The sequence below is a fragment of the Lysinibacillus sp. fls2-241-R2A-57 genome, assembly GCF_030209535.1.
Taxonomy (GTDB): Bacteria; Bacillota; Bacilli; order Bacillales_A; family Planococcaceae; genus Lysinibacillus.
Window position 1 is genome coordinate 1 of the sequence record NZ_JARVRU010000005.1, and the last position, 22,799, is coordinate 22,799.

Annotated in this window: 24 protein-coding genes and 1 pseudogene; 15 read left to right on the top strand and 10 right to left on the bottom strand. The window is 35.6% G+C overall.

All coding sequences use genetic code 11. The annotated features are described in order from the left end of the window. The first annotated feature begins 343 nt into the window (after positions 1–343). From QRN68_RS01405 to QRN68_RS01425, 5 genes are all read left to right on the top strand, one after another. The gene (locus tag QRN68_RS01405; protein WP_285394811.1) at positions 344–907 is read left to right on the top strand and encodes a hypothetical protein; all 564 of its coding nucleotides are present in this window, start codon (positions 344–346) and stop codon (positions 905–907) included. A 419-nt stretch (positions 908–1,326) separates the two neighbouring features. Continuing rightward, positions 1,327–1,677 carry a c-type cytochrome gene (locus QRN68_RS01410; RefSeq protein ID WP_285394812.1) on the top strand — a complete coding sequence of 117 codons (351 nt, stop codon included), beginning with the start codon at positions 1,327–1,329 and terminating at the stop codon, positions 1,675–1,677. A gap of 179 nt (positions 1,678–1,856) precedes the next feature. Beyond that, positions 1,857–2,549 carry a tRNA (adenine(22)-N(1))-methyltransferase gene (locus QRN68_RS01415; RefSeq protein WP_285394813.1) on the top strand — a complete coding sequence of 231 codons (693 nt, stop codon included), beginning with the start codon at positions 1,857–1,859 and terminating at the stop codon, positions 2,547–2,549. Position 2,550: 1 nt separating this feature from the next. Next, positions 2,551–3,672 carry a Nif3-like dinuclear metal center hexameric protein gene (locus QRN68_RS01420; protein ID WP_285394814.1) on the top strand — a complete coding sequence of 374 codons (1,122 nt, stop codon included), beginning with the start codon at positions 2,551–2,553 and terminating at the stop codon, positions 3,670–3,672. A gap of 15 nt (positions 3,673–3,687) precedes the next feature. Next, positions 3,688–3,912, top strand: coding sequence for a hypothetical protein (locus tag QRN68_RS01425; RefSeq protein WP_285394815.1), 225 nt, complete (start codon positions 3,688–3,690; stop codon positions 3,910–3,912). 128 nt (positions 3,913–4,040) lie between these two features. Here the strand turns inward: QRN68_RS01425 and QRN68_RS01430 are convergent, their stop codons facing one another. Both QRN68_RS01430 and QRN68_RS01435 read right to left on the bottom strand, forming a co-directional pair. Beyond that, entirely contained in the window at positions 4,041–5,252 is a 1,212-nt protein-coding gene (locus QRN68_RS01430) for an MFS transporter (RefSeq protein WP_285394816.1), read from the bottom strand. Beyond that, complete coding sequence (locus tag QRN68_RS01435) at positions 5,233–6,222, bottom strand: ThiF family adenylyltransferase (protein WP_285394817.1); 990 nt, start codon at positions 6,220–6,222, stop codon at positions 5,233–5,235. The genes QRN68_RS01430 and QRN68_RS01435 overlap by 20 nt, the downstream gene beginning before the upstream one ends. Before the next feature lie 1,067 nt (positions 6,223–7,289). Between QRN68_RS01435 and QRN68_RS01440 the strand changes: the two genes are divergently transcribed. From QRN68_RS01440 to QRN68_RS01455, 4 genes and pseudogenes are all read left to right on the top strand, one after another. Then, positions 7,290–7,538 (top strand): DUF2164 domain-containing protein, encoded by a 249-nt coding sequence (locus QRN68_RS01440; protein WP_285394818.1) that lies wholly within the window; start codon positions 7,290–7,292, stop codon positions 7,536–7,538. 246 nt (positions 7,539–7,784) lie between these two features. Beyond that, on the top strand, positions 7,785–8,318 hold the full coding sequence (locus tag QRN68_RS01445; RefSeq protein ID WP_285394819.1) for an NADPH-dependent FMN reductase: 534 nt from the start codon (positions 7,785–7,787) through the stop codon (positions 8,316–8,318). Positions 8,319–8,632: 314 nt separating this feature from the next. Then, positions 8,633–9,199 carry a signal peptidase I gene (gene lepB, locus QRN68_RS01450; RefSeq protein ID WP_285394821.1) on the top strand — a complete coding sequence of 189 codons (567 nt, stop codon included), beginning with the start codon at positions 8,633–8,635 and terminating at the stop codon, positions 9,197–9,199. Positions 9,200–9,245: 46 nt separating this feature from the next. Further along, positions 9,246–10,271, top strand: a pseudogene (locus QRN68_RS01455) (PhzF family phenazine biosynthesis isomerase). A gap of 71 nt (positions 10,272–10,342) precedes the next feature. Here the strand turns inward: QRN68_RS01455 and QRN68_RS01460 are convergent. Continuing rightward, positions 10,343–10,522, bottom strand: coding sequence for a hypothetical protein (locus tag QRN68_RS01460; protein ID WP_285394822.1), 180 nt, complete (start codon positions 10,520–10,522; stop codon positions 10,343–10,345). 192 nt (positions 10,523–10,714) lie between these two features. On the opposite strand from QRN68_RS01460, the gene QRN68_RS01465 reads away from it, so the two are divergent. Then, positions 10,715–11,440: an alpha/beta fold hydrolase gene (locus tag QRN68_RS01465; protein WP_285394855.1), complete on the top strand. Its 726-nt coding sequence runs from the start codon at positions 10,715–10,717 to the stop codon at positions 11,438–11,440. Between the two features lie 92 nt (positions 11,441–11,532). Here the strand turns inward: QRN68_RS01465 and QRN68_RS01470 are convergent, their stop codons facing one another. Beyond that, complete coding sequence (locus QRN68_RS01470) at positions 11,533–11,679, bottom strand: hypothetical protein (protein ID WP_285394823.1); 147 nt, start codon at positions 11,677–11,679, stop codon at positions 11,533–11,535. A 104-nt stretch (positions 11,680–11,783) separates the two neighbouring features. Here QRN68_RS01470 and QRN68_RS01475 point away from each other — a divergent pair, with 104 nt between their 5' ends. Next, complete coding sequence (locus tag QRN68_RS01475) at positions 11,784–12,185, top strand: hypothetical protein (RefSeq protein ID WP_285394824.1); 402 nt, start codon at positions 11,784–11,786, stop codon at positions 12,183–12,185. 36 nt (positions 12,186–12,221) lie between these two features. Here the strand turns inward: QRN68_RS01475 and QRN68_RS01480 are convergent, their stop codons facing one another. The 3 genes from QRN68_RS01480 to QRN68_RS01490 form a co-directional block, all read right to left on the bottom strand. Beyond that, on the bottom strand, positions 12,222–12,758 hold the full coding sequence (locus tag QRN68_RS01480; protein WP_285394825.1) for a tubby C-terminal domain-like protein: 537 nt from the start codon (positions 12,756–12,758) through the stop codon (positions 12,222–12,224). Between the two features lie 122 nt (positions 12,759–12,880). Next, on the bottom strand, positions 12,881–14,143 hold the full coding sequence (locus tag QRN68_RS01485) for a dicarboxylate/amino acid:cation symporter (protein WP_285394826.1): 1,263 nt from the start codon (positions 14,141–14,143) through the stop codon (positions 12,881–12,883). A 404-nt stretch (positions 14,144–14,547) separates the two neighbouring features. Beyond that, positions 14,548–15,597 carry a TRAP transporter substrate-binding protein gene (locus QRN68_RS01490; RefSeq protein WP_285394827.1) on the bottom strand — a complete coding sequence of 350 codons (1,050 nt, stop codon included), beginning with the start codon at positions 15,595–15,597 and terminating at the stop codon, positions 14,548–14,550. A 111-nt stretch (positions 15,598–15,708) separates the two neighbouring features. On the opposite strand from QRN68_RS01490, the gene QRN68_RS01495 reads away from it, so the two are divergent. Next, the gene (locus QRN68_RS01495) at positions 15,709–17,292 is read left to right on the top strand and encodes an ATP-binding protein (protein WP_481817418.1); all 1,584 of its coding nucleotides are present in this window, start codon (positions 15,709–15,711) and stop codon (positions 17,290–17,292) included. Positions 17,293–17,620: 328 nt separating this feature from the next. Beyond that, positions 17,621–18,322, top strand: a complete 702-nt coding sequence (locus QRN68_RS01500) for a response regulator (RefSeq protein WP_285394828.1) — start codon at positions 17,621–17,623, stop codon at positions 18,320–18,322. Between the two features lie 210 nt (positions 18,323–18,532). Here QRN68_RS01500 and QRN68_RS01505 read toward each other — a convergent pair whose 3' ends face one another. After that, entirely contained in the window at positions 18,533–19,501 is a 969-nt protein-coding gene (locus QRN68_RS01505; RefSeq protein WP_285394830.1) for a 4-hydroxy-3-methylbut-2-enyl diphosphate reductase, read from the bottom strand. Positions 19,502–19,574: 73 nt separating this feature from the next. Then, positions 19,575–20,132: a VrrA/YqfQ family protein gene (gene vrrA, locus QRN68_RS01510; protein ID WP_285394831.1), complete on the bottom strand. Its 558-nt coding sequence runs from the start codon at positions 20,130–20,132 to the stop codon at positions 19,575–19,577. A 284-nt stretch (positions 20,133–20,416) separates the two neighbouring features. Between vrrA and QRN68_RS01515 the strand changes: the two genes are divergently transcribed. Together QRN68_RS01515 and QRN68_RS01520 are read left to right on the top strand one after the other, a co-directional pair. Further along, positions 20,417–20,545: a hypothetical protein gene (locus tag QRN68_RS01515; RefSeq protein ID WP_285394832.1), complete on the top strand. Its 129-nt coding sequence runs from the start codon at positions 20,417–20,419 to the stop codon at positions 20,543–20,545. A gap of 214 nt (positions 20,546–20,759) precedes the next feature. Continuing rightward, positions 20,760–22,448, top strand: a complete 1,689-nt coding sequence (locus QRN68_RS01520) for a methyl-accepting chemotaxis protein (RefSeq protein ID WP_285394833.1) — start codon at positions 20,760–20,762, stop codon at positions 22,446–22,448. Between the two features lie 170 nt (positions 22,449–22,618). Here the strand turns inward: QRN68_RS01520 and QRN68_RS01525 are convergent, their stop codons facing one another. Then, positions 22,619–22,798: a FeoB-associated Cys-rich membrane protein gene (locus QRN68_RS01525; RefSeq protein ID WP_285394835.1), complete on the bottom strand. Its 180-nt coding sequence runs from the start codon at positions 22,796–22,798 to the stop codon at positions 22,619–22,621. Position 22,799: the final 1 nt, after the last annotated feature.

Sequence of the window (22,799 nt, forward strand, 5' to 3'; positions counted from 1 at the left end):
ACCAACTTTTTGAAAGAAATACACATTTCTTTTCTTAAGTTGACAGCTATGGCGAAGCGAATACCCGCGCGCCGGAGGAGAATACCCGCGGAAGCAAAGCAAATATCCGCGCGCCCGTAGAAACCCCTTCTCACCAAAAAACCTTTCTATCTTAAATTACTCTCCAACCTTTTTCTCATCTCATCGTCAATCATAGTAAATATTATTTCAATAATTACTTATATCGAGTAATTTGAATGAGACAATTTTAATATTTTTGCTACTTTTTACAGATGTGTTTTTGAAGATTTTGAGATAAAATTGTAATAACAACCATTATCAAGCAATGTTTGGAGTAAACACTATGACAAATCCTCGAAAAAAAATAATCTTAAATGAGATTTTGTTTTGGAAGCAGAACAAGCTATTACCGGAGCACTACTGTGACTTTTTAGCGGCTCTTTACGCAGAAGGAGCTGATCTTGAGGAGCTAGATCCAATACATCATAAACAAGCTATAATACCTTCAGAAAAGAGAAAGTTGGTACTTTTAATTGCAGGTATATGTATCGCTATAATTGCTCTTCTGTTTATCTATTTTACAATAACCTCATTAATGTTAATTTTAACGGTAATCGTTGGAATAGCTGCACTAGCATTATTCATTACAGCGTTTCGGGTGGCACAGAAAAATGATTTATTAGCTCCTATTTTTCATTTATTAGCAGCGGTTTTGTTATTTAGTATGTCTATTCGTATTTACACTACATATTTTAATGGAAATAATATTGCATTGTTTTGCTTGATTGCAGCAAATTGCGGTGTTTGGCTTTGGTCAGGTATAAAAATGAAGCTATTTTATTTCACGGTCTCAGGTGTTCTAGGATTACTAGCACTGATTGGCTACTATATCATAAACTTATCATAAGAATTCACCTTGTATAACTTCTTTTTAATGACGGGAATCTGTTTGCTTTCATATATAGCTTACAGATTCTTTTTTGCATCTCTTTTTTTGGGAAAAACCTTGTTCATCATAGAATAATAGTATTTTGAGATAATAGTATAGCTTATTTAGTTAATTAATTGTTTTAATTTCAGGTATATGAAAGCGTAAAGAGTGGAAAAATAACTGTGTGAAGAAGCTAGATTTTTAATAGATAGTCCAAATATTGGCGATTTCAAGACATATTTTATCCAATAGTTACAGAAATGTCGAATTTGTTACAAACAAAGGAAAACTTAGCGAATAGGGCTTTTCGTTTCATGGTTAATGAAGTACAATATTAGGTGTTGACTGATTCTATATTATAATAGAAGTAGATTTACAATGAGGAGGGGAAACATATGAAAAACAATCCAGTCGTTCCTTACATCTTAATCCTTGCATTTGGTATTGGTCTTATTTTCTTCATGTCTTTAACAGGTTCAGGAGACAAAAAAGAAATTGCTGCTGAAAAAGAGGGCGGTGGCGAAAAGACTGAAGCTACTGATGACGGTTCAGCTTTAGTACAATCTTGTATTGGCTGTCACGGTGGTGACTTAAAAGGCTCTGTAGGTCCAAACTTACATGGCTTAGATGAGGCTCGTATCGTTGACGTTTTAACTAACGGTATCGAAGGAACTCCAATGCAACCTGGAATGAAAACTGAAGCGGAAGCAAAAGAAATCGCTAAGTACATTTCAACTCTAAAATAGTAAAAAAAGTAGCTGTACTAAAAAAGCGTTAAATTGCGTAATTAGTACAGCTACAATTTATTTTATCTTCATTTCAAATGAAACATGGGGTTGCTCAAAATTTGAGGCAACTCCATTTGTTTTTTTTCACGACATCATACATACTAAGAATGGACTCTATATAAGGCAGGCGGTAAAAAATGAACGCACAGAAATTATCAAAACGATTAGAAACAGTAGCAAAATTTGTTCCCTCAGGAGCAGTTGTAGCGGATATTGGTAGCGACCATGCATATTTACCATGCTACTTAATTCATAAAGGTATTGCTTCTTCTGCGGTAGCAGGGGAAGTTGTGAAAGGACCTTTTGAATCAGCAGTTGGACAAGTGCAAAAAGAAGGGTTAACAGAAAAAATTACGGTGCGTCTTGCAAGTGGTTTAGCGGCAGTGGAAACAACTGATCACGTAGATACAGTTACTATTGCTGGAATGGGGGGACCTCTTATTGTTTCCATTTTAGAGAAGCACCCTGAAAAGCTGCAAGGGGTAACACGTCTTATTTTGCAACCGAATATTCATGCTAAGGTGATACGCGAATGGGCTTTAGCACATAATTGGGCAATACAGGATGAAGAGATTTTAGAAGAAGACGAAAAAATTTACGAAATTCTTGTATTACAAAGAGGTCCAATGAAGTTAACAGACCCAGAAATTTTATTTGGACCAAAATTAATGCAGCGAAAATCACCAGCATTTATTGAAAAATGGTCGCGTGAAAAAGAAAATTGGCAACGTGTATTAAAGTCCATTGAAGGGGCAGATCAAACACCTGAAATTGATGAAAAACGTGCAGAGTTAGGCGCACTACTTAGTTTAGTGGAAGGGGTTTTGTGAGATGAAGACAGTAAACGGTCAGGAAATTATCCAATTATTCGAATCATGGTCACCCAAAAAGCTTGCTTGTATGGAAAATGATCCAATTGGGCTTGCTATTGGCACATTAAACAAGCCTGTCAGTAAAGTATTAGTCACGTTGGATGTTAATGAAGCGGTGGCGCAAGAGGCAATCGAGCAAGGTTGTGAATTAATAATTGCACACCATCCACCAATATTCAGACGTTTAGCGAATATTCGTACTGACAATCCAGCTGGACGTTTATATGAAAAGCTTATCAAAAATGATATTGCCGTTTATGCAGCACATACGAATCTAGATGTAGCTGAAGGTGGTGTCAATGATTTACTAGCAGATGCTCTACAGCTTGAAAATCGATCTATTTTAGAAGAAACATATGCGGAAAATATGCTGAAGCTAGCTGTTTTTATACCGACTGCCAATGCAGATGCTCTATGTGAGGCATTAGCAAAGGCTGGAGCAGGTCGTATTGGTGATTATGAAGCATGTAGCTATACTACGTTGGGAGAAGGGCGTTTCCGTGCACTAGCAGGTGCAAATCCACATGTAGGTTCTATTGGTGAGTTACATGTTGAAGAAGAAGTGAAGGTGGAAGTGGTATTTCCGGAATCTATAAAAAATCGTGTATTAAAGGTAATGTTAAACGCACATCCATATGAAGAGCCTGCCTATGATATCATTCGCCTAGACCAGCAGACAAATGTAATGGGCTTAGGACGTGTAGGCTTCTTACCACAAGAAATGACCCTTCATGAATTTACTCAATTTGTAAAGCAGCAGCTAGATGTACCAGCTGTCCGAGTTGTTGGTGATTTACAGTCGAAAGTGAAAAAAGTTGCGCTTGTCGGTGGCGACGGCAATAAATATATCTATTCTGCAAAGCGTGCAGGAGCAGATGTATTTTTAACAGGAGATATGTATTTCCATACTGCACAGGACGCTCAAGCAATTGGTCTTCAAATTGTGGATCCAGGTCATCATGTGGAAAAAGTGATGATTGCCGGTGTAGCTAAAAAGATGGCAAAAATGTGTGAGGATAAAAAATTTACTGTTGAATTTGTGCAGTCTACTATTCATACAGAACCGTTTTTATTCGTGTAAGAGAGGGGAATAGATGTGTCGAGTGAAAGACCTGCTGGCAATAAAGCTGGTAAGTTATGGATTATGATTGGTTTACTGATTGCTGTGTTTGGAATAGGGATGACATTTATGACTAATTCGATGAATGCAAAAAAGATTGATGCAATGACAGAGCAATGTGAAAAAGACGGTGGAGAAGCTATCGTCTCAAAGGAAAAGAGTTTTCTATCAACAAACTATTCATTTAAATGTAACCAGTAATAATAAAAAGGCTGAATTAATCTATGTAATATAATTCAGCCTTTTTGTGTTGAAAATAAAACGCTTAAGGAAATCTTTGAGAATGTTGTGCTCAAAAAATGAGGGTAATTTCCGTTCCAAGCCATCGTTTAAACGTCTTCTAATGAATCTTTAGATTTGTTAAAAAATAAAAGATATAAACCAAATACTATAGTGATAACTCCTGTGATAAATATTAATTTTTCTACATCGTCATAAATCATAGGGATAAGCATACATGCAACAATGGCAGATGAAGAAACTGTATTTATTACAGATGAAACTTTACCTATATGTTTATAATCATAAAAATGATAGATCATTTTTCCATAAACTGTTCCTGACATACCAATTAACAAAAATGTTAAAGAAAAGAGAACTGTTTTTATTGCTATGTTATCTGTAAAGACAATCAATGTTATAGCTGTACCAGAAATCAGATAATCTATCATGAAAAAGTTTTTAAAAGGCATCTTAATATGGTTTGAGAGAAATACTCCAATTAACTCAGATCCCCTTTGGATAGCTAAAAGAATACCTAAATATTCAACTCCAATATTTATTATTACTAGATAAACACCAACAATTCGCATAACCATGGTTGTAAGGCCACTTAAAATACCTTCCATTACAACAATTCTTGAAGGTGTTTTTTCTGTCCAAAAATATTTAAATGAGTACAAAATGCTATCTTTGTAATTAAGATTTTGTTGAGAGTGATTGTCATTAATTGATGTATTATCAATGTTTTTATACGAAATTTTTAAGAATAATGCTATACATAATACAAAAGTAAATATATCAAGTACAAGTATACTTATTACGGACATATATATAAGAATAATTGCTGAGAGGAAGTTTGATATTATATCAACTGTATTATTAGTGATATTCATTATATAAACGGAATTTTCAATATCTTCCTTTTTGTTTTGTAATATTTCTGGAACAAAACTTGATTGAGCTGGATAAATCATTGTATTTGCAAATGAAAATATGAAATGCAATAAAAAAATTAATATTATATCTGATCTAAAGTACACAGTTAATAATATTCCAGTTATAGATATTAATTGGATAATTTCGAAACTAATTAATAATTTTTTTTTATTTTTAAAGTTGTCTATTAAAGTTCCAAAGGCAAAATTCATTAAGGATGGTAAAAAAGCTATTAATCCGAAGATAGCTAAAGCACTGGCACCAAAGTTATAAATAGATATTGTTATATAGGTTAAAACAACTGTATATAAGCTATCTCCGAAATTTGTTGCTAACCTTCCAGAAATTAAATAAATGAAGTTTTTATTTTTTGCTAAGGTCATATTTATATATGTTCCAGTCAAATAAGTCGATTTGAATTGCCTCTGGTTTATAATTTAGTTGTGTAATGACACTTTGAGCTTGATAAGAAATTAATCCTGCAGCCATATAAGTAATCGGAGCTATAACACTTGTCGGGAATGATATGTTTTCCAAAAGCTGTTCTCTTGAAGCACCTTGTTCTCCATATAGTTCAGAGCTTGTAATTGTTATATTTGGGTTCATACAAAATGTATTTATAACTGTAGAAGCATATGATCCTGAAATAAAAGGTTTATTAAATTCTATAGACAATTCATCAAACCAAACGTCAATTTTGTACTTTGGAGTATCGGCACAACATATTGAAATATCAAAATTATATTCTTTGAAAATATCCTTTAAGTCATCTTTGGTAGATATGTATTTATTAATTTTATTTACATTTACATTTGGATCTATTTTTTTTATATATTTATCAACTATATCAGCTTTATTTTTTCCTAAATCTTCTTTGAAATATGTACCCTGTCTAGTTAAATTTGATTCGTCTATAACATCATTGTCAATGATAGTGAATGTTTTAATACCCAATCTAGTTAAGATTTCGCAGACATTCGAACCAATTCCGCCTAAACCAACTATTAAAACATGTGCTTCATTTAATTTTTGTTGATAAATGGAAGGGTTTATATTATTCGAGATATCCATCCATTCGAAAAAGTTTATATTACGTGAATATTTATACTTTTTATCATATTCATTTGTAGTAAGTAGACCTAAATTCTTTAGAACATTAATTTTATTATTAAACTTTTCTTCGCTTATTTTTAATTCTGAACGTTCTTTCTCACCATTTAATACTTTTATAATATCAATGTTCATTTCACTTTTTTCTATTGATCTTTCGATTCCATCTTGGCCTAATCCAAAGACTATTTTTTCTCCTACAATTAAAGGCTGCAAAGTCTTTTTTATCTTTAATTCGGTCATAGAAATATTCCTCCAATTAAAACCTTATTTTTGAATTGAAACAAAACAGAAAGAGTGTAGATTCTTCTGTTTTGTTTTTTATAAAAGGGATTTTTGCAATATTTTTAGTGTTCTAGCACGCTATATTAGCGGTCGCCATTACGGAAATGTGGGTTCATTTAAATCACCTCCATTACTGATTAACGCTGTTCTTTGGAAGAGTGTGAATTTTCTGTGTATTCAGGACATCAGTCAACCTCTTACTTTTACCCGGGTATGATAAATAGCATATCATTAGCAATAAATATTTAAAAATCAACTTTTTTCATTAAATGAACAAAAAATGATGAAATTCAGAAAATCATTCACTGTTTTCTCTTCGAAATCGCAATAAAGAACTGTTGTTAGAATAAACTTAAAATATTTTGAACATTTAAGTACTCATAAATTCTTTAGAGAACCCTATGCTACCGGTCTATTATCAAGTTTTGTTATTAATTGAACAAAACTTGATAAAGTTCAATCTTTAATGATGGCTTTTAAAATTATATTAATTTTCTCTTTTGACAAACATATCTCTTAGGTCGCTTGAATTTTCCATTATTCCAAGTGAGGTTGTCGTTCTTCAAAATGAAGATCCAATATTGAAATATTCCAGAGGTTATCTTTCTTTAAATCTCTTCAAATTCAATGTTTGTTTGTCTTAACCTCCCGATGATGCTATCATCATCAAATTCAACTTCTTCATAATAAAGATACGAAGCAGTAAATTAAAAAAATGTAGAATGTGGATATAGAGCGAAGGCGAGTGCTGTAATACTATACGTTATTCTGGTGTCAGATAACAACGCGAGTGAAGCGGCTCATCCGACGCCCCCAGGAAAGCGCCGCCGGAAGGGAAATCAACCTCTCGTTTTGCCGAAGAGCCCAACATAATTTATTGTGATTCTTTAATTAATTGACATAATAGAGAATATGAAGACTGAATTATAGTATTTAATATAATTCAGTCTTTTTGTATATGCATGGATTAATTTTAGAGTGATATGATAGGTGAGTATAAATTGCAATGAGAGGAGAGTTGTGGAATGTTTATTCGTTTAACAAAAGAACAGCAAGAAACGATAATAGCTGATATTCAACGTTTTTTCTATAATAATCGAGATGAGGATATTACAGAATTTGAAGCAGAGCGAGTATTGGACTTTATCAAGGAAAACATTGCTCCGCATATTTATAATACGGCTATTTCGGATGCAAAATATGTTGTAGAAAGACAATATGCATCGATTGAGGAAGAACTTGTAGCATTAGAAAGACCAATTAAGATAAAATAATTAACTTCTTTCGGGTGTCCAAACACATTATGCCGAGGCATAATTGATTCCGAATCAAATAATTGGAAATTTTTATAAATGTATGATATTTTTATCTTGGATTGAAGATAATTTAATTCAAAATAAATTAACCATCTATGCATTGAATAAAGGAATGGATTCCTGTACAACATGGCTAGGAAAACCGTTTTTAAATTCAAATGAATGATTCGGTCACAATTTGAGGGATGAATGAGGAGGAGTAATATGTTGAAAATTGGGGTTATATTAGGAAGTACACGTGAGGGGCGTTTAAGTCCACAAGTTGGAGAATGGGTAAAGGCAGTAGCAGAAAAACGCGGTGATGCCGAATATGAAATAATTGATATCGCTGAATTTAAATTACCATTTCTAGGTGAGCCAGGAGGAGATACTTCAGGAGTAGCTGCTTGGTCACAAAAAGTCGCTGCCTGTGATGGTTTTGTATTTATCGCTGCAGAATATAACCATTCCATTACGGGTGCATTAAAAAATGCGTTAGATTATTTACGTAACGAATGGAATAATAAAGCAGCAGGTATTGTTTCTTACGGTTCTGTTGGTGGCGCAAGAGCAGCTGAACATTTACGTGGTATTCTTGGTGAATTATTAGTAGCAGATGTTCGTGTACATCCTGCTTTATCATTATTTACAGACTTCGAAAACGGCACAATTAAACCAAAGGATGTACAAACAGATTCAGTAAATCAAATGTTAGATCAACTTATTCCTTGGGCAACAGCATTAAAAACAATTCGATAAGAGCTTTAAGCAGTATGTACCGAAAAAAGTGCATATTGCTTTTTTTATGCGGAAACAAATTCATTGCTTTTAAAACATAGAGAACGAACACCATCTACTAGCAATATTTTTGGTAAAAGAGCTTCCGTGCTAATTCTTTCAATTTTTTTTAAAGAAAAAACTTTTTAGAATCGCTGAGGTACACATCATTCAATACCACTACGTGTCATGTCTCCGCTTCGATGCTTTGAACTTATGAAACTTTTTAGCAGGAAATTCGTATCCATTAATGTAAGACAATTGGATATTAGAGTAGAAGGATTGGAGTGTAAAGTGTGACAGAAAAACAAACAAGGAATGAATTTTGGGGATGGTTTAAAGCAATTGGACTAGCAATTATCTTAACAATGGGCGTCCGTTATTTTATTGTATCTCCTGTAGCTGTACAAGGTGCTTCAATGGAGCCAACTTTTGAAAATGGAGATAAAGTAATTGTTAATAAAGTGGGACCACGAATCTCAAATTATGACCGCTTCGATATTATTGTTTTTGAAGCAAAAGAAGATGAAAATTTTATTAAAAGAATTATCGGTTTACCAGGTGATCATATAGCCTATAAAGATGATGTTTTATATATAAACGGAAAAGCTTATGATGAGCCTTATTTAACTGAATATAAAGAAGCATTACGTGATAAAGGTAATTTTACTTATGATTTCACCCTAGAGGAACAATTAGGTGAAATGACTGTACCAGAGGGGCATTTTTTCGTTCTTGGAGATAATCGTCGTAGAAGCATAGATAGTCGAAAGCAGGAAGTCGGATTTGTTTCGCAGGATAAAATTTTAGGAACAGCAGACTTTGTATTGTGGCCATTTGAAAGACTTGGTAGTACACGCTAAAGTATCCACCTCACTAAAGAGCATATACAGAGAAAGGAAAAAGCATATGAAAATTGTTACAGTTCATCATTATGATGCGTTTAGCACGATACCTAATAAAGGTAACCCAGCAGGTGTTGTCGTTGAGGGAGATCAGTATAGTGAAATAGAAATGCAAGCTATTGCTAAGCAAGTAGGCTTTAACTTCTTTCAGCGGGTGTCCAAACCCCGCTGAAAGAAGTTAAAGCCTCCGGCGGATGTCACGGAATCGGAAAGGAGTTCTTTGTGCAAGCACAAAGCCGATTCCGGACGCAATTATGCCGAGGCATAATTGATTGAAACAGCCTTTGCACTAAAATCGGATAAAGCAGATTTACGTATTCGTTATTTCACACCAGGACATGAGGTGAATTTATGTGGACATGCTACGATGGCAACGCTTTATGCACTAAAAACAAAAGGTTTACTAGAAGATAAGTCAAAACTAACGATTGAGACGAAAGCAGGAATTCTTCCAATTGAGATAAAAGAACAACAAGCAGGACAAATTTACATCACCATGCACCATGCAACGCCTCAGTTTGAAGCCTTTAACGGTTCAAAATCTAAACTTGCACAATCAATAGGACTTACAGAGGAAGCGATACATCCTGAATTACCGATAGTTTATGGAAGTACCGGAATTTGGACATTGCTAATCCCTATTAAAAATTTATCATACTTTGAAAAAATGACGCCTCAATCTGCAGATTTTCCAGCGATCCTAGAAGAAATGCCAAAAGCATCCTTGCATCCTTTTTGTTTAGAGGCAATTGATAAGAATGCTGATATACATGCAAGGCATTTTTCATCTCCATATTCCGGAACAATTGAAGATGTTACGACAGGTACTGCCTCTGGTGTTATGGGGGCTTATTTTGCAGAATATATTGATCGACAAGCACAATTGCCAAAAACGCTAATCATCGAACAAGGTCAGGAACTTGGCAAGGATGGACGTGTCCATGTTCATGTGAAAAATGAAAAAGGGACATTGAATATTTCGATCACTGGAACTGCTGTGCATGTGAAGGAACTAAAGGTAGGAATTTAATAAGAATGGCCGCTTAAAGTTTTTTCATCACTTAAGAAGCGGCCATTTTTTCGGGAATGTTATCCATTCCATTAATGTTTTATTTCTTCAATGACTTTTTCTTTCAAATCTGGATCCATTGAGGAAAGCTTAACGTTATTAGTGAGACGTTCCTTTAATTCTCTGTCTGTCATAATACCGCGTTCTTCTAGAATTTGTACAAGAAGGTTTAATGTCATCAAGTTTTTAATGTCTGCTGCTTTTGTATCCATAAATAAATGCCTCCTAAAGTATAGTATTTCTACCTCTTTAGTGTACTCCTCTTTTAGAGGGATGGCATAAAAGTGTCAAAACAAAGCGAATTTATTTCGCGTCCCGGAATATATTGAATGATTCTAGCAAAAGCAAAACTAGCTCTTGATTACTCGATGAAATCTAAGTTAAAAAACAGAGGAAACGATAATATGTCTAAAGAAATGTTTGTACCAATTAATGATGTTAAAATGTATGCTAAATTGATAGGTAAAAAAAATGGTAAACCTACAGCGGTTATGGATGCAGGATATGGTGATTATTCTAAAGGGTGGGTTTCTATAATTTCTGATGTTTCAGCATTTACAGAAGTGTTAGTTTACGATAGAGCAGGACTTGGTAAAAGTGAAAAAAGTTCAAATCCTAGAACAAGTCGAGAAATGGTAAAGGAACTGAAAGAGCTTCTTATTAAATTGGAGATAGCACCTCCATATATATTTGTAGGTCATTCATTTGGTGGAGTAAATGCAAGGCTATATGCTAGTAAATATCCAAATGAAATTGCGGGATTGTTGTTGGTTGATTCTACTCCAGAGGACTACCAAGAAAGATTCCTTCCCACTATGACAAGGGAATTTCAAGAGGCGTATAAGAAACAATTTGTACACGAAGGCAATTATAAAGAATTTAAGGAAAGCTTAAAGCAATTAAAAGACCATCAGAAAAAATTAAACATACCGTTAATTGTTCTTTCTGCAGGTGACAAACATCATTATACGAAGGAATCTCAAGAACTGTGGAATAAAATGCAGAAAGAAATACTGCAAATTTCTACTCAAAGTGAATTTATTCTCGTAGAAAATAGTGCGCATTACATACAAAATGATGCACCGTCGATAGTGGTAGATGCAATAAAAAAGCTACTTAATAATTTTTAATATCATAGTGGCTGGGACGAAAACTGGTCAAAACCTTAAAAAGCACGATACATCAATAAAAAATATGCTTATATCATAAGCGACGTAAATTATCAGTGCGGCCAGAGAGTGTTACATGAAGGTAGATGTCGATATTTTTCAAAAGTTGGTTGATAAATTAAAATAGTTGGTTGATAAATCGATAAAGTTGGTCGATAAACAATCAAAAGTTCTCGATAAATCTCAAAACTGCAGCTCATTAAAGATTTTGTCGCTGCCGTTACGCTCCGCTCACTTTCGCTGCAGAAAAATGAGGTTTTGTCCCAGCCTTTATGGTTCATCATCAAAAATCGGAGATCCATTTATGAAACTATATGTCCTGTATATGTTGATCTTCGTTCGTTCCGACTGGACGCCCCCAGGAAGCTTTGCTCTGTGCGAAAGCGAAGCGACAGCGACAACAACTGTTTTATCTGTGCGAAAGCAAAGCGTCAGCAACAAATGGTTTATCTGTGCGAAAGCGAAGCGACAGCAACAACTGTTTTATCTGCGCGAAAGCATAGCGACAGCGACAATTGTTTTATCTGTGCGAAAGCAAAGCGACAGCAACAAATGTTTTATCTGTGCGAAAGCAAAGCGACAGCAACAACTGTTTTATCTGTGCGAAAGCGAAGCGTCAGCAACAAATGTTTTCTGTAGCGAAAGCAAAGCGACAGCAACAAATGTTTTCTGTAGCGAAAGCAAAGCGGCAGCGGCAAAGGCCTAGTCGGAACGGAAATCAACCTACGTTATGGTGATATTTCTAATTACTCATTGAGAATAATGCTTGATACAGAGTTGCTAGCAAAGCAACAAAAAGCGTATCATCTGAGTTAAAAAGCTTAAAAGCTACACCAGTACGTACGAGATCAGTTTCTATATTACTAGCACTTGCTATTTTCTCATCATTGCAATATAAATGGGCGGTAGATGTAAAGTCTTTTTCAAAGCGAAAAGCGAGTCCATCCATTGTAAAAGAGTACGAGGATTCAAGTAATTGAACCGTCTTCCTTTGTATTTGAAAAATTGTTCCATCTGGCATGATAAGCTGATGGCTGACACCCTTTGTCAATAGTGTGGATTGCACTTGAAAAAGAGGTGCATTTAAAGTAGAACGTGTTTCATAACGATGTGGTAAAGACTGCTGTGCGGCTACTAGCATGACAGCATTCATTACTTTTCCAACGGATGAACGTTCAACTTTTTGTAGCAAACATACTGCCTCATTTTGTTCATTTTTAATAGGAATATTTGAAAAGCTTTCGAAAGCTTTTGGGTAGGTAAGGGTAAATGTAGTCATATATAAACCTCCAATTTATTTACTATACGAGTAAGCGGTACAGGAGGTTTCATATTGAAAAGGGAAAATAAAAGGCTGGCCGATAATGTGAATATTTCACTTTCGGACAGCCTTTCATTTTATTATTTGATGATTGCTTCTCCTGCAAGAGCACGTTTTTCCTGCTCTGGATCGAATTCTTTCTCCATTTTTGAAACGACAACTGTTGCTACACCATTACCAATTAAGTTTGTAACGGCGCGAGCCTCTGACATAAATCGGTCGACACCAATTAAAAGTGCAATTCCTTCTACTGGAATCATTGGGAATGCCGCTAGTGTTGCCGCGAGCGTGATAAAGCCTGAGCCTGTTACTCCAGCAGCACCTTTAGATGTCAGCATTAGAATAGCAAGTAATGTAATTTGATGCCAAATATCTAAATCAACCCCATAAGCTTGTGCGATAAAAATAGCCGCCATGGATAAGTAAATAGACGTACCATCTAAGTTAAAGGAGTATCCTGTTGGCACAACAAGACCAACCACCTGTTTAGAGCAACCATAGTTTTCTAATTTGCGCATGATCGAAGGGAGTGCAGATTCTGATGATGATGTCCCGATAACAATGAAAATTTCATCTTTAATATACTTAATAAACTTAAAAATATTGAACCCAAAGTAACGTGTAATTAGGCCGAGGATGACTACGATAAAAATAAACATCGTAACATAAACGGATAGCATTAAAAACCCTAAGTTTCCAAGTGATTTAAGACCGAAATTTCCGATTGTGTAGCTCATAGCACCAAATGCACCAATCGGAGAAATCTTCATGACCATATTAACAATTTTAAAGAATATATCCGCTACTTGTTCGAAAAATTTAATAACTGGTTTAGCTGGTTCTCCAATAGAAGCAGCAGCTAATCCGAATAAAACAGCTGAGAATAAAACGGGTAATAACTCACCGTTTGCAAGTGCCCCGACAACATTTTCAGGAATGATATTCATAATAAATGCGCCAAAACCATGCTCTGTTTGAGCAGCAGCCTGTGTATATTGAGAAACATCTGCACCGTTTGCAGCTTCTGTATTAAAGCCTTTACCTGGCTGTACAATATTGACAACGATTAAACCAATCGCTAGTGCGAAAGTAGAGACGATTTCAAAATAAAGTAATGCCTTCCCGCCAATTTTACCAACTTTTTTTACATCGCCCATACTACCAATTCCAATAACAACCGTTAAGAAGATGATAGGAGCTATTAACATCTTAATTAATTTAATAAAAATATCAGCTAATATTTTTAACTGCGCTCCGAATTCTGGAAACACAGCACCGACAATAATACCTAGTACAATAGCAATCAGTACTTGTACAGTTAAGTTTTTAAAATTTATACGCATAAAGTTCTCCCCTTACACTAGTAATGAAAATTTTGTGAACGCTTTCATGTGGTTATCATAGCTGAAATTTTCCGACAATAGCTTTTATGACCGTAATGTTTCTATTGTTCATTTTGGTCATTTTCAGCTGAAAAACGAATAAACCTAGTGATAGCAAGGGTTCGAGCTGTTTTATAGTAGTTTTGTAGTTTTAAAAGCTATTATAATACAAAAAGAAAAATCCCCACTAAATGTGAGGATTTATCATAAATGAACAAAAATAAAGTTGTTGATGACATTTTTTAAGACGTATGCTTTGTATATAAGTTGACCTTCGTTACAGCTTGGTGAATCCTTTAGGCTCAACGGACGACCCCAGCCGGAACGGAAATCAATCACACGTTTTAGTGATGATCCCAAAATACTTATGGGGAAACAATTTTTTCAATTTCCGATAAAACATCATTATTTTGTACATTGTTTCTATAATAGTCATAGACAGGTGCTAGCTTTTCTTTAAAGCGTTGGCGTTCCTGATCACTCATCGTATAAATTTCAAAGTTATCTTGTTGCTCTAATTTTTGCAAATCTTTTTCATTCATTTGTATAGCTTGTTCAAATTGCCAGTCTGTTGTTTCTTTCATAGCCTCCATAATCTGTTTTTGGATTTTTGGAGGTAATGAATCCCAAAATTTATCGTTAATTAAAACAGCATATCCTAAAATCCCATGCTTTGTTAATGTCATATGCTTCTGCACTTTGTAAAAACCTTTAGAATAAATATTTGACGCTGTGTTTTCCTGCGCATCAATGGCATGCGATTCTAAATCAGTAAAAACCTCGCTAAAGGAAATCGGGATGGGTGTTGCTCCAACAGCCTCGAATTGCTTTTCAAGAGTTTCACTCGGCATTGTACGGACTCGTAAACCTTTTAAATCCTCGAATGTATGAATAGGGTGATCGACAGAGGTTAAATGTTTAAAGCCATTATGCCAAAAGCCTAGCCCCTTTATTTTAAAAGGCTCAAGCTCATTTAACAATTGTTCACCAATCGATCCAGTTAGAACCTCATGAACTTCTTCATCCGTATTAAAAAGGTAGGGTAAATCAAGAACCTGCCAATTTGGTAGATAGGATGTCATCTTTGAAAAAGTAGGGATAATCATTTCTACTTCTCCATTTTGTAAAGCTTGAAACTCGTTTTCATCATTAAACAAGGAGGAGTTTGGGTAGACGTGTACCTTCACTTCGCCATTTGTTTTTTCCTCAACAAGCTCGGCGAATTTACTTGCGGCCTGTCCTTTTGGCGTATTTTCAGCTACAACGTGACTTAAATGAATGGTAATTTGTGTGTCTAAGCCTTTTTGCTCATCATCATAGGGAAGAGGCTTGGCAAATAGTAAATCTTGCTGAACGCCTATTGCTATTGTTAACAGTAAAACGGTTGCTATTGTTCCAATAATAAATTTTTTCATCTATTACACCCAATTAATTCGTATTTTCTGATGTTTTTGTTATTCTAACATATGGAGTAAGCTAAAATATAGTATAAGGAGGAGAATATCTTGAAATTTCAAAAATTATCGATGAAGAGAAAAATTATGTCTCTAACTTTTTTTATTCTCATGCTCTCCTTTAGTATAGGTGGTACATTTTTGCTAGGGTTTGTAATGAATGAGCAGAAGGATAAGCTCGAAAATCAGGCTTTGCTTGTGGCAAAGACCGTATCACAGCTTCCTGAACTTAAAACCTACATTTCAAATAATAATGATTTTAACGAGGCTACTCAACACATTAATCCTGTAGTGGAAGAAATACGTGATATAAATGGTGCACAGTATATTGTTGTACTTGATATGAATAGACGTAAGTACTCACATCCAAATACAGAAGAAATCGGTCAAGTTTCGCAGTCAGGTGATCTAAACGCGGCGTTTGCTGAGCATTATTATACATCTATTGCACACGGTGAACATGGAGATATGGTACGAGCATTCGTCCCAATCATGAGTAATGAAGGAAAACAAATAGGTGTAGTAGTAGTAGGTTATAGTGTTTTAACTGTTGCTGAGTTGCTACAATCTATTCAAACAGAGTTAATTATTACAATTTTATTATCTCTTTTCTTTAGTGCATGGGGTGCTCATACATTGGGGCTGCATATGAAAAAGCAAATGTTTGGGCTAGAGCCCCATGAAATTGCTAAAATGTATGTAGAACGAACAGAAACCTTTAACGCGATGCATGAAGGGATTATTGCCATTGATAATGAATTGACAATTACAATATTTAATGAAAAAGCATGTGAAATATTAGATGTTCACAAACAACCGTCAACATTAATAGGGAAGAAAATCTTTGACGTGTTACCCGATACACGATTACCGGAGATTTTGGAGCTAGATCATCCTATTTTCAATCGTGAGCTCTATATTAATGGTCACAGTATTATGAGTAATCGCATTCCTATACAAGTAAACGGAAAAACAGTTGGAGCTGTGGCCATGTTTAAGGATCGTACAGAAGTGAAAAAGCTTGCGGAGGAATTAACAGGTGTTAAGGCTTTTGTACAAGCATTACGCGTACAAACACATGAGCATAAAAATAAATTGCACACCATTGCTGGTCTTTTACAACTTGGACATCATGAACAAGCACTTTCCTATTTACAACAAGTAAAGGAAGAGCATGATGAAATTACAAACTTTTTAAATGAACGGATTAAAAATGAAAATATTTCAGGGCTATTGCTTAGTAAAATTTCCTATGCAAAAGAACAAGGAATTCGATTGGAGATTGACCGAGAAAGTCGCCTGACAACATTTCCAAAAAATTTAGATCATCATGATTTCGTCATTTTATTTGGTAACTTAATTGAAAATGCTTTTGATGCATTAAGGGATGTACAAATTGAAGAAAAAATTATCCATGTTTCTGTTGATGAGGATGAGGAAGTACTGGCAATATTAGTAACGGACAATGGTATTGGTATGACAGATGAAGTAAAGGCACATATTTTTGATAATGGCTATTCAACAAAAGATAGAAAAGGTCGAGGCATTGGACTTTATTTAATAAAGGAAATTGTGCAAAAAGGGCAAGGTGAAGTAGATGTCATAAGTGAACCAAATAAGGGAACGAGCTTTTTAATAACTTTTTACCATCATTAATTTAGTAATTGAAAAAGGCGGGTTGATTAGGAAAAATAGGTTTATTATTGAGGGATAAAACGATTTTTTTGTTACTAATTTTGCCGATATATTTCCGTTTTAACTGATTATAGCGTAGGGCTACTCGACGCTCGCAGGAAAGTGAGTAGCCCGTATAGCGGAAATCAGAGCCTTCAAATTAATTAGTGTGGATAAAAATGGTTAATCAACAACACAAGGTGATTTAATTTTCTAGCAAAGGCAAGTGATTCTAGGAGGACGTGTGACGCTCTCCTTAGGTTCAATATTACACATATAGAGATAGAACAGAGTGTATGGAGGTCTGACAGTGACACAGATGAGGGTTTTATTAATAGAGGATGATCCAATGGTGCGAGAGGTAAATCGCCAATTTATTGAAAAGATAGCTGGATTCGAAGTAATTGGACAAGCCTCAAATGGAGTTGAGGGGATTGCTCAAATTCATAAACTTAAACCAGAACTAGTATTTATGGATATTTTCATGCCGGAGCAGGACGGAGTGACAAGCTTACGAAAAATTCGGGAACTCAAATTACCAGTAGATGTAATTACGGTAACTGCTGCTAATGATATGGAAACTGTAAAACAGGTACTGCATCTCGGCGTCTTTGATTATATTATGAAGCCTTTTTCATTTGAACGAGTGCAAGGAACACTTGAAAATTATTTGCGTTTCAAAAAGCAAATGCAAACAGAACGTGAGCTAACGCAAGGCGAGCTTGATCAGTTATTCCATTATCATAGTGGGCATAATGAGGTTCAGCAATCTAATGTCTCACGGTCAGAAAAAAGTTTACCAAAGGGTTTTAATCGTGCAACTCTGGAGAAAGTTGTGCATTATTTGCAATCTGTAGAAGGAGCATCGGCAGAAGATGTTGCGAGTGGTGTAGGCATTGCACGCGTAACAGCAAGACGATACTTAGATTATTTAGAGAAACAAGAGGAAATAACGATGGATGTGCATTATGGTGGTATTGGTCGTCCAGTCAATTATTATTTTAGTAAATAATGAAAAATCCTGATTGTCAAATAGGCAATCAGGATTTTTTTATTAAAATTTTAAGTTGTGGGTAACCAAAAGCATAGTTTTCGTCTAGGCTAAAGCGCTATATCCTCGAGGTCGCTTTGATCCCTCGGGCAAAAATGGTGGAGCGTTTACTTTTGCTTCGGGCTCGCCAGCGCTTGTCGGATGTAAACGAGTGCTTTAGCGCATTTGTTGTTAGTGAGGCATAATTTTTTCGACAGGTTTTGGTGTTTTAATTTTAGGTAAAATTTTATCTAATGTAACGGTACGCTTAATAATATGTGTTGATTCATCATTCTCATTAAATTGATCAAGGAATGAAATAACCTCTTTTACAATAGGCGTTGGTGTTGAAGCACCTGCTGTGACAGCGACAGTATTAATTCCTTTTAACCATTCAATTTTCAGCTCGGAAACGTCTGCGATTCGATATGATGGTGTTCCTGCTATTTCAACAGACACTTGCGTTAAACGATTCGAGTTATTGGATTTAGGGTCACCAACAACAATAAGTAAATCGGCTTCCCCAGCTTGCTGAGCAACCGCCTCTTGACGTACCTGTGTTGCCAAACAAATCTCTTTATGCACTTCAATATGTGGGAATTTCTCTTTTAAACTATCCATTAAATGAGCGACATCCCATTGACTCATTGTCGTTTGATTCGTTACCAGTAATTTATCATTTGTTAAATTTAATGCGTCAATATCAGTGGATGATTGCACTAAATGTACGTGATCTGGTGCAACTCCAATTGCTCCCTCAGGCTCAGGATGGCCTTTTTTACCGATATAAATAATATCATAGCCCTCTGCTGATTTTTCACGAATTAAATCGTGTGTAACTGTAACGTCAGGACATGTAGCATCAATGGATACTAAACCTTTTTGCTTTGCAATTTCACGAATTTCAGGTGAAACACCATGCGCTGTGAAAATAACAGTGCCAGTTTCAACTTGTTGAATAATTTCTAAACGATTATCACCATCTAATGTAATGATGCCATCCTCTTCAAAGGCATCCGTGACATGTTTATTATGCACAATCATACCTAAAATGTAGATAGGTCTTGGTAATGTTTTATCGAGTGCGGCGTTTCGAGCGATGACCATCGCATCAACAACACCGTAGCAATAGCCACGTGGATTAATTTTTAATACTTGCATGGTTGTGACTCCTTTCAAGCTTACCTATCTACATTATAACGGACAGGGACGGCGAATACAAAGAAACGTTCATCTACATAGGTGGCTGAAAAATACGTGGCTTGGATGGAAGTGGGTCAGGAGGAGTAAATGATGCACTTTGCCGCGACGTTTTTCGGCTTTTAGTAGAACCTACTCCATCGCTTGCCGCAGCCTCAGTTGCTGCTCCTGCCCCTGCTTTAGCTCCTGCAGAAGGTAGACCTTGAAATCCTTTATACAATTTTAAAAGTGACGGGATATTTTTTACCATTGGCATTGCTTGCTGAATGTAAGGCGTATATGTTTTAGCAGTGTTAAATATGTTATTCGCATTTTGTAAAAATGAACCGATCTTTGAAGCATCCTGCACTGGGGGCATTGGCATTTGTCCTCCGAATGATCCTATTCCACTGGACATTGGAAAGCCTCCTGGAATACGCGGTTGATTTGGAAAGCCACCTGGAATACGTGGCTGATTTGGGAAGCCTCCAGGCGTGAAAAAGGACTGCGGTGACATCGGTGTTGGCATTTGTGGCATTTGCATCGGCATTTGCATGGGCATTCTCATGCCACCAGGATACATTGAGAACGGATAAGGTGGTCTAAATACCATAACGATCTCCTTTCTTTAACATTGATGACATACCTGATTATAAATATGATATGCAGAAGGGGATGCTAGCGTTCGACAAAGACAAATAAACAAGTAAGGTGATTGTGAAGGTATCCCTCGAAAGTCATGTAGTTTTTTCTCAGTCCATATGTAGAATCATACTGGTTGAAAGGGGATACTATTTTGTTAGTAAATGGATCATCACCAAAAGTTGTGGATGACATTTGTTAAACGTATATCTTGTATATAAGTTGATTGGATCTTTGTTCCAGCTGGGCGACTCCTTGAGGATCAGCGTCACAGATGAGACCCTGGAGCAAGCAACGCGGCTCATCGGACGCGCCAGTCGGAACGGAAATCAACCACACGTTTTGGTGACGTGCCTTAAAAAAGTTGATTTTGTTAAAAAATAGTGAAATATATTACGTTTTTGTAAATAAATTGTTACAATATTTTAGTTAGACTCATCACCAAAAGCTGGGAATGACATTTGTTTGTTAAAACCTATGCCATGTATATAAGTTGATTGGAGTGAAGCGTTCAGGCGGAATGGAAATCAACACCACATTATAGTGATGAGACTTTTGCTAGACTAAAATAGCAGAGGTTAAAACTAGGAGGTATTCTGTGACTATTAAAGTTAGAAGTATAGTGTCATTTGGTCTTATTGTAATATTAGTTTTAATAATGGGGATTTTCCAAGAACAAAATGCCAAATCCCAACTTGAGCAAGTACATTTAATGAAAGAAAAAACACTTCAAACGACACTACTAGCAGATGAGATGAAGTTGTCGGTTGTACAGGTTCAGCAGTATTTGACTGATATTAGTGCCACAAGAGCACTCAATAATTTAGATGATGGATTTGAGCAAGCAGAAAAATATAGCAAAGTTTTTTATCAGAATTTGGAGAAACTGAAAAATTTGCATCCGCAAGATCAGAAAAGATTAGATGCGATTAAAGTAGCGTTTGATGATTATTATAGTACTGGTCAGAAAATGGCTAATAGCTATATTCAAGGTGGGCCTGAGCTAGGGAATAAAATTATGCTAGAATTCGATACTACATCAGTTGAGATTAACGAAAAAGTAGATATGTTTCAGCAAGAAAACATTACAGAAATACAAAACTCTTTAGCAAATGTTGAAAAACTCATTGATGATAATATGCAGTGGTTCTTATGGATGTTCATCATTATTGTAATTATTTGTATAGTCGTTGGGGTTGTATTCGCACGTTCCATCGTTGTTCCAGTAAATAAGCTAACTTCTGCAGCTAAGATAATTGCTAAAGGAGATTTATGTCAAAAGGACATTGAAGTCAGAGCAAAGGATGAAATTAAAGATTTGGCAAATTCTTTTAATGTGATGAAGTCGAATTTACATTCACTAATACATAGTATGACCGTAAGTGTTGAACATACAACATCAGCAGCTGAACAATTAGCAGCAAGTACAGATGAAATTTCACATTCATCTCATGATATTGCAAACCTAGTAGAGAGAATGGCCATCAGTGATAATCAAGCGGCTGCTACTGGTCGTGAAAGTTCGGTAGCAATGGATGAAACAGCACAAGGTGTTCAACGTATAGCTGAGGCTACTCAAATGCTTCATTCCAAAGCAGTAGACACACAATCTATTGCAAACGATGGTGAAAAAACGTTGCATATCGCAGAAAACCAAATGTCGATTATCCAACAATCTTCAAATACAACAAATGAACGTATTAAGAAGCTAAGCACACAATCGGCTGAAATCGTTAATATAACGAAAGTAATAACTGAGATTACTGAGCAAACAAATCTTTTAGCACTAAATGCTGCGATTGAGGCGGCTCGTGCAGGAGAGCATGGCAAAGGCTTTGCGGTCGTGGCAGATGAAGTTCGCAAATTAGCTGAGGAATCCAAAACATCTGCTAATCAAATAGTAGATGTAATTGCACTTATTCAGCAAGAAACGAAGGAAGTAGAAAAGGCGGTAAGTGTAACTGTAGTGAACGTGGATGAGGGTGTCACATTTATTCAAAATGCGCAAAATTCCTTCGATGAAATTTTACATGCGATTGGTGGTATGACATCTCAAATCGAGGATGTGTCAGCTTCTACACAACAAATTTCAGCAAGTATTGAAGAAATGGCAGCATCAGTCAATGAAATGTCTTCTTCTGCCGTACATGCCGCAGAGCAATCTGATACAATTGCATCGACAATAGAAGAGCAAGCTGCAACTATTCAAGAAATTAATGCAGTTGCAAAATCATTAAGTGACGAAGCGGTATCAGTGAAGGAAGAAATTAATAAATTTAAAATTTAAGCGGTTCTTCACCATAACGTAGAGTTGATTTCCGTTCTGACAGGGCGCATCCGATGAGCCGCTTCTAAATACTTGGGCTTTAAAATGAAACCTCCAAGTCTAAAAGTTCATATAAAAAGCGAGGTAGCCTCCAAAGGATTTGGAGCTACCTCGCTGTATTTTCTACAAATTTATTTATGGGTAATATCATTCAGTTTAGAAGGAGGTGCACATGTGTTGGTAGAACAACTCTTCTGTAATGAGCAAGCTGCACATTTGCCTTTTTTCTGCTTTTTAATGCTCTTATATAAGGTAATACCAGCATAGCCAAAAATAATACAACCGATTAAAATATTAATCAATAAAGTCATT